The organism is Polaromonas sp. A23, assembly GCF_002001015.1.
In the GTDB taxonomy this organism is placed as follows: Bacteria; Pseudomonadota; Gammaproteobacteria; order Burkholderiales; family Burkholderiaceae_C; genus Polaromonas.
The window spans coordinates 269220-283686 of record NZ_MUNO01000022.1; the positions used below are offsets into that span (position 1 = coordinate 269220).

Sequence of the window (14467 nt, forward strand, 5' to 3'; positions counted from 1 at the left end):
CGCTACAAACCAACGAAGCGCAGGATGGACTGGGGCCCAAATACCATGGCAGTGAAGCCGGCACCTGCGAGAAAAGGGCCAAAGGGTACATAGCCACCCTCCCGCAGGCCGCTTGAAAACTTCATGGCAATACCCACCACAGCGCCAACGACCGATGCCATCAGGATCATGGGCACCAGCGCCGACCAACCGAACCACGCACCCAGCGCGGCGAAGAGTTTGAAGTCTCCGTAGCCCATGCCCTCCTTGCTGGTGGCCAGCTTGAAGGCCCAGTACACAAGCCACAGGGACAGGTAGCCCGCAACTGCACCCCAAAGTGCATTGGTAAGGGAAACCGGCGGGTTCCACCCAACAGCGGCAACAATCAGCCCGGCCCACAAAAGGGGCAAGGTGATGTCATCAGGCAGCAAGGTGGTGTCCCAGTCGATGACCGCCAGCACCAGCAATGCCGCTGCAAAGCCACTCCAGGCCAAACCGGTGTAAGTCAGACCCCAGCGCCAGGCGCAAAAGAAGAACAGGGCACCTGTCACGGCCTCGATCAGGGGGTAACGCCATCCGAATTTTGTCCCGCAAACAGAACACTTTCCTTTTAAGAAAAGGTAACTCAGAACGGGAATGTTTTCGTACCAGGCAATCACATGCCCGCAACTCGAACAGCGCGAGCGGGGCCGCACCAGATTGAAGGTCTCCGCCTCTTCCAGCTCCTTGCCAGAAAATTCGGCACACTCGGCGGCCCATTGCCGCTCCATCATTTTCGGTAAGCGATAGATGACGACGTTAAGGAAGCTGCCAATGAGCAGCCCCAGAAAACCAGCCAACGCGGCGTCGAGTCCGGGAGGCAAGCCCAGCACCAGCCCCCTCATCAAACCACTTGGCCCAGCTTGAAAATCGGCAGATACATGGACACCACAATCCCCCCAATCAAAGTGCCGAGAAACACAATGATGATGGGCTCCATGAGACTGGACAAGCCGGCAACCATTTCATCCACCTCTGCCTCGTAAAAATCTGCGGCCTTGCCGAGCATATGATCGATCGAGCCCGACTCCTCGCCAATCGCACACATCTGCAGCACCATGGTCGGAAACAGGTTCGCGTTGCTCATCGCCGCAGTCAGGCTGGTGCCTGTCGAGACTTCCTGCTGGATCTTCACGGTGGCATCTGCGTAAAGCGAATTACCCGACGCTCCACCTACCGAGTCAAGAGCCTCCACCAGCGGAACGCCGGCAGCAAACATGGTCGACAGCGTTCGAGTCCAGCGCGCAATGCAGGACTTCTCAATCAACGCCCCAAAAACGGGGACTTTCAATAGAACCCGGTCCATGAAGCGCTGCATCTTCTCATTGCGCTTCCAAGCCTGCATGAAAAAATAAAGTCCACCGCCAATACCCCCAAAAATCAACCACCAATAAGCAACAAAGAATTCACTGATCGCAATCACGATCAACGTGGGCGCAGGCAAGTCGGCCCCGAATGACGAGAACACCGATTTAAAAGACGGGATCACGAAAATCATGATCACCGCAACCACCACAAAGGCCACGACCACCACCGAAATTGGGTACATCAGTGCGGACTTGATCTTCGACTTGATGGCTTCGGTTTTCTCCATGTAAGTCGCGAGACGATCGAGGAGCTGTTCCAGAATACCGGCGGCCTCGCCTGCCTCCACCAGATTGCAATACAGAGCATTGAAATACAGCGGGTATTTCCGGAAGGCAGCACTCAGCGAGGTACCGGTTTCCACATCAGTGCGCACGTCATTGAGCAACTTAGTCACGCTGGCGTTGGCATTGCCGCGGCCCACAATGTCGAAGGCCTGCAGAAGGGGCACGCCCGCCTTCATCATGGTGGCCAGTTGACGCGTGAAAATGGCAATATCCCGAGGCTTGATGGACTTGCCGGAGCGCATGCTGCGCTTCTTGATTTTCGTGGCCAGCACGCCTTGCCGGCGCAAGGAGGCTTTGACCTGATTCTCGCCAACAGCCCGGGTTTCCCCCCGCACCTGTTTGCCATTGCGATCCTTGCCCTCCCATTCGAAGACAAATTCCTTGATGTCTCTGGATGTTGCTGTTGCCATGGTGCCTTCTTCTTCAGTGCGTACGAAAGGGGGGGGACTCGAAACTCTCGATCGTTTGACGAGTCGCTACGACCATCAGGGCTTTCCTAAACATTGGTGCAAGCCAGAATTTCTTCCAGCGAAGTCATGCCCAGCTTGACTTTGTGCAAGCCCGCGCCCCGCAAGCTTTTTACGCCTTCAATTTCGGCCTGCTCCGCGATCTCGAGCGCGCTTCCATCGCGCAGAATGATCCGCTGCAATTCTTCCGTGATGGGCATCACCTGGTACACGCCGACCCGGCCCTTGTACCCGTTGTTGCACATGGAACATCCCACGGGTCGGTAAGGTGTCCAGGTTCCGTCGACATCCTCCTCCTTGAACCCGGCCTCCAGCAAGGTTTCCCGAGGTATGTCTGCGGGCGCCTTGCAATTGGGGCAAAGGCGGCGGGCCAGCCGCTGCGCTGTGATGAGAATAACACTCGACGCAATATTGAAGGGCGCAATGCCCATGTTTCGCAGGCGCGTCAGTGTGGCGGGCGCGTCATTGGTGTGCAAGGTGGACAACACCAAGTGGCCGGTCTGCGCAGCCTTGATGGAAATTTCTGCCGTTTCCAGATCGCGGATCTCGCCGACCATGATGATATCGGGATCCTGGCGCAGAAAAGCTTTCAGCGCCACCGAAAACGTCAACCCAGCCTTGTCATTCATGCTGACCTGGTTGACGCCCGGCAGGTTAATTTCGGCCGGGTCTTCCGCAGTTGCGATGTTCACGCCCGGCTTGTTGAGAATATTGAGACAGGTGTACAGGGACACAGTTTTGCCGGAACCCGTGGGCCCGGTAACCAGCACCATGCCATAGGGTCGCTGCACGGCATTGAGCAGCCGCTCCTTCTCGATCGGCTCGTAACCCAATGCATCAATCCCGAGCTTGGCGCTGCTGGGATCCAGAATACGGATCACGATTTTCTCGCCGAACATTGTGGGCAAGGTGCTGACACGGAAATCGATCACCCGGTCGGGGCCGATTTTCAGTTTCATTTTCCCGTCCTGCGGAACCCGCTTCTCGGAAATATCCATTTTCGAGATGACTTTGATCCGGGAAGCCAGTTTTTCCTTGATGGCAACGGGCGGCGATGCTATTTCGCGCAGCTCACCGTCAATCCGGAAACGTACGCGATAGGTATGCTCATAGGGTTCAAAGTGCAGATCCGAGGCCCGCATGCTGAATGCGTCAAGCAGCATCTTGTGCAGGAATTTAACAACCGGTGCATCCTCAACCTCGGCAACACCGGTGTCATTACTATCAGCGCTTGCAGCCTCTGCCGTGGACTCGTCAAACTCAAAGTCATCACCAATGATGCTGTCCATGGCCTCGGAGGCCGTGGTGGCGGAGGCTTCCACCATCTTGGACAGCTTGTCGTACTCGGCAATGACCCAATCCACACCCATCTGGGTGGAAAATTTAATCTTCTCCGCCGCTTCCTGATCAGAAGGGTCCGCAGTAGCCACAATCAGGCGGTTGCTGCGCTTGCTGAGAACCACTATGCGGTAAGACTGGCAAATTTTGGCGTCCAGCAGGCCTTTGGGCAAGCGCTGGGTATCTATCGCGTCCAAGTCGAGCAACGGCGCCGCGAAAGCCGTTGACATGGTGTGTGCCAAGTCCGACGGAGAAACTGCGCCGGAGCCGGTCAATTCGGCAATGAAGCTGGTCCGTCCGCTCTGAGCCTTACGAAAAATATCTTCCGCCGCTTTTTGCCCCAGCTTGCCGGCGATCACCAAAGCCCGGCCCAGGCCCGGTAATGCCAGGGAGGCGGGTGCATTGGTTACTGTATCGACGGCGGCCATGGTTTCGCGAATCTACCTTGAATTGACAAAATTGACATCATCGCTGATAGATATGGCGGTGTAAATCGAAAAACGTTCTGTCCCGGCGCCTGTGTTGGAACCAAGGCAAATGGCCCAAACGCCAAGCCAGAAGCTTAAGGGGAAAGAATGCAGATGGTCGGGGTGAGAGGATTCGAACCTCCGGCCTCTACGTCCCGAACGTAGCGCTCTACCAGGCTAAGCTACACCCCGAAAGTGCCGCACCGAGCGTCACGAACGGCGCTGCAGCAGTTGAGTTGCCAATTGTAGCAAGGCCCCACTATAAGAGTTACGACCCAAAACTGCCAACGCCTGAACGGCCCGCTGCCCTTCTGCCGCAGCCGCATCCCTGGTAGCCTGCAAAGCGCCTGTTTCCCGGACAATTTCCACTATTCTGCCTAGCTGTTCCGTCCCGCCTGTTTCGATGGCTTGCCGAATGATGTCCTTTTCCGCGGCGCTACCTCGCTGCATGGCAATAATCAGCGGCAAGGTGGCTTTGCCCTCACGCAAGTCGTCGCCCAGATTCTTGCCCATTTCCATGGCGTCGCCGTCATAGTCCAAAACATCGTCGATCACCTGAAAGGCCGTGCCCAGGGCCTGCCCATAAGCCGCACAAGCCAGCTCGACTTCTGGCGGCGCTTTGGCCAACAAAGCCGCCAGCCGGGCACTCGCTTCAAACAGCTTGGCGGTTTTTGAACGGATAACCCGCAAATACCCATCCTCGGAGAGGTTGGCGTCATGCATGTTCATCAACTGCAGCACCTCCCCTTCGGCAATGACGTTTGTCGCCTCGGCCAAGGTTTGCATGATGCGCATGTCTCCAGCATCCACCATCATCTGGAAAGCGCGCGAATACAGGAAATCGCCCACAAGAACGCTAGCGGGGTTGCCAAAATTGGCGTTGGCAGTGGCACGACCCCGTCGCAGGGTGGATTCGTCGACCACATCATCATGCAGCAAAGTGGCTGTGTGTATGAATTCCACCACAGCGGCCAGGTTAAAGCGCTGCTCCCTGCGGTACTCAAGCGCGCCGCACATCAACAAAAGCAGGGCCGGGCGCAGTCGCTTGCCGCCTGCAGCCACGATGTACTGCGATACCTGACTGACCAGCGGCACTTCCGAGCTCAGGCGGCGCGCAATCACCGCATCCACGGCATTCATGTCGTCGGCGATCAGGGCCAGCGCAGCAGCCGTGCTAGAAGAATTTACTGTCAAAACGGTCCAGACAAGAGGTTTTGGCGATTATAGGAAGCCAATGCCGCCCTTCCCGGCTGGAAACGCCTGAATTTCAGGAGCGGGGAATTTTTGAGGCGCCGTGCTAGAATAGAAGGCTCTGTGGAAATTCGTCCGCAGAACTCAATTTACGAGGTCTCACATGTACGCGGTCATAAAAACCGGTGGCAAACAATACAAAGTTGCTACTGGCGAAAAAATTAAAGTAGAACAGATTGCTGCGGACGTAGGCCAAGAGATCGTTATTGACCAAGTATTGGCTGTCGGAACCGGCAGCACAATCACGGTTGGTACGCCCTTGGTGTCCGGCGCTACTGTTACGGTTACAGTCCTTTCACAAGGCAGGCACGACAAAGTGCGCATCTTCAAGATGCGCCGTCGCAAGCATTACCAAAAACGCCAGGGTCACCGGCAAAACTTCACTGAGCTGCAAATCGGCGCCATCGTCGGTTAAGCATAGAAGTACCAGGACTCACCAAGGAGTATTGAAAAATGGCACAGAAAAAAGGCGGCGGCTCTACGCGAAACGGGCGCGATTCCAAGCCAAAGATGCTGGGCGTCAAGAAATTCGGCGGCGAAGTGATCAATGCAGGCAGCATCATCGTGCGCCAGCGTGGCACCAAGTTCCACCCGGGCGTCAATGTCGGCATCGGCAAAGACCACACCCTGTTTGCACTGGTGGACGGCGCAGTGTCGTTCTCCGTCAAGGGTTCGCTGAACAAGCACACCGTCAATGTGACTCCAGCGTAAGCTGATCACTTCGATGGCATCGAAGCCCCGCTTGGTCGGGGCTTTGTTGTTTTGGCCCTTTAAATTTGTAAACTACCCCTTGGGTTCAGGCCTCCCCCGGCACCGGATTCCCTCCAAATATCATGAAATTTGTTGACGAAGCCTATATTGACATCGCCGCAGGCGATGGCGGGAGTGGCTGCGTCTCCTTCCGCCATGAAAAATACAAGGAGTTCGGCGGTCCGAACGGCGGTGATGGTGGTCGTGGCGGGCATGTGTATGCCTTGGCCGACGTCAACCTGAACACCCTGGTTGATTTCCGGTTTTCCCGCCGGCATCACGCCAGAAATGGCGAACACGGCATGGGCTCGGACATGTTCGGCGCCAAAGGTGATGACATCATCCTCAAAATGCCGGTGGGCACCATCCTCACCGACGCCGAAACCGGCGAAGTCCTTTTCGAGCTATTGACGCCCGGCGAGGAAGTACTGATCGCCAAAGGCGGCGATGGTGGCTTTGGCAACCTGCGCTTCAAGAGCTCGACCAATCGTGCACCACGCAGCAAGACACCAGGCTGGCCTGGCGAACACAAAAGCCTGAAACTGGAACTGAAAGTACTGGCTGATGTCGGCCTGCTCGGCATGCCGAACGCCGGCAAGTCCACCTTCATCTCTGCCATTTCCAATGCGCGCCCGCGTATCGCCGACTACCCTTTCACCACACTGCACCCCAACCTGGGCGTCGTACGTGTCGGACCGGAGCAGAGTTTTGTCGTCGCGGATTTGCCCGGACTGATTGAGGGCGCATCCGAGGGCGCCGGCTTGGGCCATCTGTTCCTGCGCCACCTGCAGCGCACACGCCTGCTGCTGCACATCGTGGACATGGCGCCTTTTGATGACAGCGTGGATCCCGTGGCGCAGGCCAAGGCCATCGTCGGCGAGCTCAAGAAGTACGACGAGGCCCTATACAACAAGCCACGCTGGCTGGTCCTGAACAAACTCGACATGGTGGACGCAGACAAGCGTGCTGCGCTGGTCAGGGATTTCGTCAAACGCTTCAAGTTCAAGGGCCCTGTCTTCGAGATCTCCGCGCTTACACGCGAGGGTTGCGAGCAACTGGTCAAGACGATCTACCAGCACGTCAAGTCGGTGCAAAGAAGCGAGCAGGAACCTGAAGAAATTGACCCGCGCTTTGCCGATCTGCCGCCCGACCCTGCGGCGGCCGGCTGACCCCACAGCAGACTTGCCCCGCTTGCTATATAAACAATAGCTGCTCACGCCCGATCCATAAGGGCTGGAGCTCTAAAATCACCTGAAAATGCAGGAAAAACCAGCCTCCACCGTTCTTCTCAACGCCAAGCGCATCGTGGTCAAGGTGGGCTCCAGCCTGGTGACCAACGAAGGGCGCGGGCTGGATGCCCAGGCCATCGGCCAGTGGTGTCAACAGCTCGCGGTTCTGGTCAAGGGCGGCCGCGAAGTCATCATGGTCAGCAGCGGGGCCATCGCCGAGGGCATGAAGCGCCTCGGCTGGGCCACCCGGCCCAGCGCCATCCATGAGTTGCAGGCCGCCGCCGCCGTCGGGCAGATGGGGCTGGTACAGGTCTACGAGAGCCAATTGCGTGAAAACGGCGTTGGCAGCGCCCAGGTTCTGCTCACCCATGCCGATCTGGCCGATCGTGAGCGCTATCTCAACGCCCGCTCCACCCTGCTGAGCCTCCTTCAGTTTGGGGTGGTCCCGGTGATCAACGAAAACGACACCGTGGTCAATGACGAAATCAAATTCGGTGACAACGATACGCTGGGCGCGCTGGTCGCCAACCTGGTGGACGCGGACGCACTCGTCATCCTGACAGACCAGAAAGGCCTGTACAGCGCAGACCCACGCAAAGACCCCGCCGCGCGTTTTATCCACGAAGCCAAAGCCGGCGACCCGGCGCTGGAAGCCATGGCCGGCGGCGCAGGTTCGAGCCTCGGCAAAGGCGGCATGATCACGAAAATCCTGGCGGCCAAACGTGCGGCTGGTTCCGGCGCCTCTACGGTGATTGCCTGGGGACGCGAACCCAACGCGCTGATCCGCCTGTCACAGGGCGAAGCGATCGGCACCTTGCTGGTTGCCCAGACCGCCAAGAGCCAGGCCCGCAAACGGTGGATTGCAGACCATCTGCAGTTACGCGGCGCTGTAACGGTCGACGCTGGTGCCGCTGCCAAGGTGCGCGACGAGGGCAAAAGCCTGCTGCCGATCGGCATGACCTCCGTACAGGGCGAATTTTCGCGCGGCGATGTGATCGCCATACGCGACAGCCAGGGCACGGAAGTAGCTCGCGGCTTGGCGAACTATTCCAGCATGGAGGCCAGGCTCATCTGCCGCACACCGTCATCGGAGTTTGAAAAGCTTCTGGGTTACACCGGAGAAGCTGAAATGATTCACAGGACCAATCTGGTGCTTACCGGTTGAACCGGTCGCTCTTGAGCAAGCGGACAATTTCCCTGACCGAGGAAGCCCTGGCCGAGCTGTCACAGGCACCCGCCCGGGCAAACTGAAGCGCGTGCTTGGATGGCATGCTGGCGTAGAGCGATTGCCACTCGGCGTTGGGCACCTTGTTCCACACCCCTGCAGACGTGTATCGCGCATAGGTCTTGACCTCGGCGGTAACGCAGCGGATGCCCTCGTACATGACATTTCGGGCGCCGGTGGGACTGGTGGCCACCATCACATACCGGACCACTCCGTCATCGTCCGAAATTTTCAAGGTTTCCGGATCCACGCCATAGACCAGCGATGAGCCGCGCGAGACCTCGAAGGTCAGAAGCTTTTCCACACTAAAAGCAGGGGGGGGCGGGACCTCCCCTTCCTTCCAGTCCATCAGTTCAACGTCGCGTTGCGCCCACGCCGTCAGGGAAAGGCCCAGCAAACATGCTGCGCCAAACGATTTAATTGTCATGCTTGTCATTTCTGGGGCCGGCCGTCAAACTGGTTTGAGGGTCAGGTTCAAAGGTTGCGCCCGGAGGCAATTCAAAGGACGCGCCGGGCATGCCCGGGCCGCGTGCCCCCGGCTCACCCGGGAGCGCATCGGCAGGATCGCGCTGGCGCATGCCGCCACGCAGGTAACGGTTGCGGTGATCCGGCTTCGGATCAAACCGATGATCCGCACGTGGTACAAAACGCGCCAGTTCGGTCAGCGCCATTTCATAGACGCCGCGCTTGAACTCCACAACAACGTCAAGTGGCACCCAGTAGTCGTTCCAGCGCCAGGCGTCAAACTCCGGATGGTCGGTTGCGCGCAGGTTCAGGTCCCAGTCATGGCCGACCAACTGCAAGAGGAACCAGATCTGTTTCTGGCCTTTGTAATGTCCGCGTGCATCGCGGCGAATAAACCGGTCAGGCACCTCATAGCGCAACCAGTCCCGGGTTCGGGCAAGCACCTGCACGTGTTGCGGTAGCAGTCCCACTTCTTCATGCAGTTCGCGGAACATGGCCTGCTCGGGATTTTCGCCCCGGTCAATGCCACCCTGCGGAAACTGCCACGAGTGGGTACGGATACGCTTGCCCCAAAATACCTGACTTCTCTGGTTGAGCAAGATGATGCCGACGTTGGGCCGAAAGCCGTCCCGGTCAAGCATAATCAAACCTCAAATTTTTTAAACTGAGTCCATTATGCACAGCAGAATGCTCAGAGCCAAGCGCACGCCGGGGCGGCAGTCCCAAAAACCTCACGAAGCCCAGAAAAACCTCCCATGAAAGCCTCCCAGTTCTTCATTTCCACGCTCAAGGAAGCACCCGCAGATGCCGAGGTGGTCAGCCATCAGTTGATGACGCGCGCGGGCATGATCAAGAAACTGGGCGCCGGCATTTACACCTACATGCCCATGGGGTTGCGCGTGATCCGGAAGGTGGAGGCCATTGTCCGGGAAGAAATGAACCGTGCCGGCTCCGTGGAACTGACGATGCCGGTGATACAGCCTGCGGAGTTGTGGCAGGAAACCGGGCGTTTCACAACCAACGGCCCCGAACTCCTGCGCATCAAAGACCGGCATGAACGCGACTTTGTGGTCCAGCCCACCAGCGAAGAAGTGATCACAGATATTGCGCGCCAGGAAATCAAAAGCTACAAACAACTGCCGAAAAACCTGTACCAGATCCAAACCAAATTTCGTGACGAGCGCCGTCCCCGCTTCGGCCTGATGCGCGGGCGCGAGTTCACGATGAAGGATGCCTACAGTTTCGACCGCGACCTGGACGCCGCCAAAAAAAGCTATGACGTGATGAGCGATGCGTACCGCCGTATTTTTGACCGCTTTGGCCTGCGTTACCGTGCAGTGGCCGCCGACAGCGGTGCCATTGGCGGCGACCTGAGCGAAGAATTTCAGGTGATTGCCGACACCGGCGAAGACGCCATCGTGTACTGCCCCGACAGCAGCTACGCCGCCAATATGGAAAAGGCCGAAGCCCTGGCACCGACAGCCTCCCGGCCTGCGCCAAGTCAGGCTTTGGCCAAGGTAGCCACGCCGGGCAAGAGCACTTGCGAAGACGTGGCCGGATTGCTGGGCGTGGCGCTGCAAACCACGATCAAGTCCCTGGTGCTGGCCACCGATGCCAAGGACGACAAAGGCAATACCGTCAAGACCCAGGTCTGGCTACTGCTGCTGCGCGGCGATCATGACATGAACGAAGTCAAGGCACGGAAAGTGCTCGGCCTGGAAGAGTTCCGTTTCGCCACCCCGTCGGAAATTGAAGAGCATTTCGGTTGCAAGCCCGGTTACCTGGGACCCGTCGGTTTGCGAAAACCGGTGCAACTGGTTGTAGACCGCGAAGTGGCCGTCATGGCCGACTGGATTTCCGGCGCCAACGTTGAAGATTTCCACATCACCGGCGTCAACTGGGGCCGTGATCTGCCCGAGCCCACGCTGGTCGCAGATCTGCGCAATGTCAAAGCCGGTGATCTGTCGCCGGACGGCAAAGGCGTGTTGGCGATTGAGCGCGGCATCGAGGTCGGCCACGTGTTTGTGTTGGGCACCAAGTACAGCAAGGCCATGAACGCAACCTTCCTCGACGAAAACGGCAAGCCCCAGTTCATGGAAATGGGCTGCTACGGCATCGGCATCACGCGACTGCCGGCCGCTGCGATTGAGCAGAACCATGACGAGCGCGGCATCATCTGGCCCGACGCGATTGCGCCTTTTACCGTGGTGCTTTGCCCGATCAGCCCGGACCGTTTCCCCGAAGTCAAGGCTGCGGCGGAAAAGCTGCATGACGAACTGCTCGCGGCAGGTGTTGACGTGATCCTAGACGACCGCGGCGAGCGGCCGGGCGCCATGTTTGCCGACTGGGAGCTTATTGGTGTTCCGCACCGCGTGACCATCGGTGACCGCGGCCTGAAAGACGGCCAACTGGAATACCAGCACCGGCGTGATGCGGCCTCCAGCAAAATCAATGTTGCTGACGCCTTCACTTTCCTCAAGGGAAAGCTGGCTCTCTGAGCGGCATGGCGCCATTCGCATCACTGCCTATCGTGCCGGTATCCGGTATTGCTCCGGCACCCCAAGCAGCGGAAATCTCAAGAAGAAAGTGCCTCCAGTCCCTGTCCCTTCTGGGCGGGTCGCTACTCTTTTCAGAGCAAGTCAGCGCCGGTGCGCAGATCGAAGAGCCGCTGATCGACTCGGTGCGTACCGCCCTGAGTTCGGCCGTCGCCAACCAGGCGCCGCCGGTGCCTGAGTTTCGCGATACCGAAAGCCGCCTGGTTTATCTGCGCTGGCTGGGTGCGATGAGCGACCGGCTCAAGAAGAAAAAGCCTGAGTGGCAGATCCGCAAGGAATTCCTGCAGACCGTTTGGTATGAAAGCAAGCGTGCCGGACTGGACGTGGCGCTGGTGCTGGGACTGATCCAGGTCGAAAGCAACTTCCGCAAATTCGCGGTCAGCCGCGTCGGGGCACGCGGCTACATGCAGGTCATGCCGTTCTGGACACGGGTGATTGGCGACGGCGATCCCGGCAAGCTGTTTCACATGCAGACCAACATGCGGTTTGGCTGCGTGATCCTGCGCCATTACCTGGACCGCGAAAAAGGTGACCTCTTCATGGGGCTGGGCCGCTACAACGGCTCACGCGGGAAATCACCCTACCCTGACGCGGTGCTGGGCGCTAGAAAGCAGTGGGAATTTAGCTAAGAAGCTAGGCCCCCAGCAGAAAGTTGCTGCCTGATGCCTTCGGTAGCTCGCCATCCCTTGTGCTTTCGTCCTTGAGCATGACCCCCGACAACTGCAGCTTGTGCATCTGCTTTACCAGGTAGTGCACCTTGACCGCAGCCTCCTCATACGAAAGGCCCTCCGTACGCACATTGGAGATGCAGTTGCGTCTCGCATCTGTCAGTCCCGGCGCCGGTATCCAGGTGAGATAGATACCCAGACTGTCCGGCGAGCTCAGGCCGGGACGTTCGCCGATCAGCAACACCATCACCTTGGCGCTGAGCAACTCGCCCACCTCATCGCCGATCGCCACGCGGGCCTGCCTGACCACAGCCAGCGGAGCACACGACCAGTTTTCCGCCGCTGTCTGGCGTTTGATTGCGTCCAGCAAGGGCACCGCATGCCGCGCCACTGCGAGCGCCGACAATCCGTCGGCCACAACAAAAGCCAGGTCATAGGCGCGCCCTTGCGATGGGTGGGGTAATGCTTTCAGGCGTTCACGCGATGCATCGTTCAGCCGCCGGCCACTGTCGGGATGCTGCAGGTAGTACAAGCGATCGCCCGCCGCACTGTCCAGCACCAGGCAGCTATCTGCCTGGGCAAGGCCCGCCTGTTCGAGGTCTTGCAGCAACTGCGGCACGTCAAGTGCCATGTGCACCGCATCGCGCGCCTGGGCATGAGCAAGCTGAAACGCGAGTTGCGGCTGGGTCGGCTGGCTGACGCCTGCACGGCCCAACGCAATGCGTGCCGCCGTGAACTGACGCAGCCGCTGCCAGGGGTTGCTGACGATGGAAGGCTTGGACGGAGGCATCTCGGATTTATTCTCAGGACAGGCGCAGCAACGCCTCACGAAAAGCCGGCGGCAACTCCCCGGTCAGATGCCGCGCGCCATCCACTTCACCGGGCACGGTAATCTGCATCTTCTCCAGCCATGCCTCAAACTCCGGAGCCGGACGCAGACCGAGCGCCCGCCTTGCGTACAGGGCGTCATGAAAAGAGGTGCTCTGGTAATTGAGCATGATGTCGTCGGAGCCGGGCACCCCCATCACGAAGTTACAGCCGGCCACCGCCAGCAGCGTGAGCAGCACATCCATGTCGTTCTGGTCGGCTTCGGCATGGTTGGTGTAGCAGACGTCGCAACCCATGGGCAGCCCCAGCAACTTGCCGCAGAAGTGGTCTTCGAGCCCGGCGCGAATGATCTGCTTGCCGTCGTACAGATACTCCGGTCCGATGAACCCCACCACGCTGTTGACCAGCAGCGGTTTGAATTGGCGCGCGACGGCATAGGCACGCACCTCGCAAGTCTGCTGGTCCAGCCCGTGGTGTGCATTGGCAGACAAGGCACTGCCCTGCCCGGTTTCAAAATACATCACGTTGCTGCCGACGGTGCCGCGCCCCAGGGACAGGGCTGCGTCCTGCGCCTCGGCCAGCAGCGTCAGGTCGATGCCGAAGCTGCGGTTGGCGGCTTCGGTACCGGCAATCGACTGGAACACCAGATCCACAGGCGCGCCACGCTCCATGGCTTGCAGGGTGTTTGTTACATGGGTCAGCACGCAGGACTGCGTCGGTATGGCGTAGCGCTGAATAATCTCGTCGAGCATCGTGAGCAGCTTGACCACCTGCGGCACGTTGTCTGTTGCGGGATTGATCCCCAGCACCGCGTCCCCGCTGCCGTACAGCAAGCCATCGAGCAGACTGGCCGCAATTCCGGCGGCATCATCCGTGGGATGGTTGGGTTGCAGCCGCGTCGACAAACGCCCCGGCAAACCAAGAGTGCCCCGAAATGCCGTCACCACGCGGCATTTTTGTGCGCCCAGAATCAGGTCCTGGTTACGCATGATCTTGGAGACAGCGGCGGCCATTTCCGGCGTGATCCCCGGCGCGATGGCGGCCAGTGCAGCACCGTCCACCGCGTCACTGAGCAGCCAGTTGCGAAAATCTCCGACGGTCAGATGACGGATGGGCGCAAACGCAGCGGCATCGTGCCCGTCGATGATGAGCCGCGTGATCTCGTCTGTTTCATAGGGCACCACGGCATCATCCAGAAACCTGACCAGCGGCAGTTCGGCCAGCGCCATCTGCGCAACCGCCCGCTCTTCGTCGGTAGCAGCAGCAACACCCGCCAGCACGTCACCAGAGCGCAAAGGCGTCGCCTTGGCCAGCAGGTCTTTCAGGTCGCGAAAATGGTAAGTGGTGGTACCGGCGGTATGGCTCAGTGCATGGGCTGGCATAGGGTGTCCTCAAAACCGCCGGGACTGGCAACCAAGGCAGGAACGGGCGGTCCTGCTATCTTGCGGGCATTTATGCTGCAGAGCAACCGTCCGGCGTCAAAACAGCCCAGGCACCGGATTCTTTAAGAAAAACAGGCCACGAGCCCTTGGCACACGGACGCAACCAGCTATC

General features: G+C 59.0%; 14 protein-coding genes and 1 tRNA gene. 6 read left to right on the forward strand and 9 right to left on the reverse strand.

The annotated features are described in order from the left end of the window. Positions 1 to 2: 2 nt before the first annotated feature. From B0B52_RS12635 to B0B52_RS12655, 5 genes are all read right to left on the reverse strand, one after another. Complete coding sequence (locus tag B0B52_RS12635; protein ID WP_077593992.1) at positions 3 to 863, reverse strand: A24 family peptidase; 861 nt, start codon at positions 861 to 863, stop codon at positions 3 to 5. Then, positions 863 to 2080, reverse strand: coding sequence for a type II secretion system F family protein (locus B0B52_RS12640; protein ID WP_077593993.1), 1218 nt, complete (start codon positions 2078 to 2080; stop codon positions 863 to 865). Before B0B52_RS12640 ends, B0B52_RS12635 begins: the two co-directional genes overlap by 1 nt. 86 nt (positions 2081 to 2166) lie before the next feature. Then, positions 2167 to 3903 carry a type IV-A pilus assembly ATPase PilB gene (gene pilB, locus B0B52_RS12645; protein ID WP_077593994.1) on the reverse strand — a complete coding sequence of 579 codons (1737 nt, stop codon included), beginning with the start codon at positions 3901 to 3903 and terminating at the stop codon, positions 2167 to 2169. A 154-nt stretch (positions 3904 to 4057) separates the two neighbouring features. Next, positions 4058 to 4134, reverse strand: a tRNA-Pro gene (locus tag B0B52_RS12650). An 18-nt stretch (positions 4135 to 4152) separates the two neighbouring features. Beyond that, positions 4153 to 5136, reverse strand: coding sequence for a polyprenyl synthetase family protein (locus B0B52_RS12655; RefSeq protein WP_174575492.1), 984 nt, complete (start codon positions 5134 to 5136; stop codon positions 4153 to 4155). Positions 5137 to 5296: 160 nt separating this feature from the next. On the opposite strand from B0B52_RS12655, the gene rplU reads away from it, so the two are divergent. From rplU to proB, 4 genes are all read left to right on the forward strand, one after another. Then, positions 5297 to 5608, forward strand: coding sequence for a 50S ribosomal protein L21 (gene rplU / locus B0B52_RS12660; protein WP_077593996.1), 312 nt, complete (start codon positions 5297 to 5299; stop codon positions 5606 to 5608). Positions 5609 to 5646: 38 nt separating this feature from the next. Beyond that, positions 5647 to 5904 carry a 50S ribosomal protein L27 gene (rpmA, locus tag B0B52_RS12665; RefSeq protein WP_077593997.1) on the forward strand — a complete coding sequence of 86 codons (258 nt, stop codon included), beginning with the start codon at positions 5647 to 5649 and terminating at the stop codon, positions 5902 to 5904. A gap of 122 nt (positions 5905 to 6026) precedes the next feature. Beyond that, positions 6027 to 7112, forward strand: a complete 1086-nt coding sequence (gene cgtA / locus B0B52_RS12670) for an Obg family GTPase CgtA (RefSeq protein ID WP_077593998.1) — start codon at positions 6027 to 6029, stop codon at positions 7110 to 7112. Between the two features lie 88 nt (positions 7113 to 7200). Beyond that, positions 7201 to 8337, forward strand: coding sequence for a glutamate 5-kinase (proB, locus tag B0B52_RS12675; RefSeq protein WP_077593999.1), 1137 nt, complete (start codon positions 7201 to 7203; stop codon positions 8335 to 8337). Here proB and B0B52_RS12680 read toward each other — a convergent pair. Then, complete coding sequence (locus tag B0B52_RS12680) at positions 8327 to 8824, reverse strand: CNP1-like family protein (protein ID WP_077594000.1); 498 nt, start codon at positions 8822 to 8824, stop codon at positions 8327 to 8329. The genes proB and B0B52_RS12680 overlap by 11 nt on opposite strands. Beyond that, the gene (locus B0B52_RS12685) at positions 8814 to 9503 is read right to left on the reverse strand and encodes an RNA pyrophosphohydrolase (RefSeq protein WP_077594001.1); all 690 of its coding nucleotides are present in this window, start codon (positions 9501 to 9503) and stop codon (positions 8814 to 8816) included. The genes B0B52_RS12680 and B0B52_RS12685 overlap by 11 nt, the downstream gene beginning before the upstream one ends. A gap of 114 nt (positions 9504 to 9617) precedes the next feature. On the opposite strand from B0B52_RS12685, the gene B0B52_RS12690 reads away from it, so the two are divergent. Both B0B52_RS12690 and B0B52_RS12695 read left to right on the forward strand, forming a co-directional pair. Next, complete coding sequence (locus B0B52_RS12690; protein ID WP_077594002.1) at positions 9618 to 11360, forward strand: proline--tRNA ligase; 1743 nt, start codon at positions 9618 to 9620, stop codon at positions 11358 to 11360. Positions 11361 to 11365: 5 nt separating this feature from the next. Next, a complete protein-coding gene (locus tag B0B52_RS12695; RefSeq protein ID WP_077594003.1) occupies positions 11366 to 12046 on the forward strand; it encodes a lytic transglycosylase domain-containing protein in 681 nt (226 codons plus the stop codon). Between the two features lie 4 nt (positions 12047 to 12050). Here the strand turns inward: B0B52_RS12695 and eutC are convergent, their stop codons facing one another. Continuing rightward, entirely contained in the window at positions 12051 to 12875 is an 825-nt protein-coding gene (gene eutC / locus B0B52_RS12700) for an ethanolamine ammonia-lyase subunit EutC (protein ID WP_077594004.1), read from the reverse strand. A 13-nt stretch (positions 12876 to 12888) separates the two neighbouring features. Next, positions 12889 to 14295, reverse strand: a complete 1407-nt coding sequence (locus tag B0B52_RS12705) for an ethanolamine ammonia-lyase subunit EutB (protein WP_077594005.1) — start codon at positions 14293 to 14295, stop codon at positions 12889 to 12891. Between the last annotated feature and the right edge of the window lie 172 nt (positions 14296 to 14467).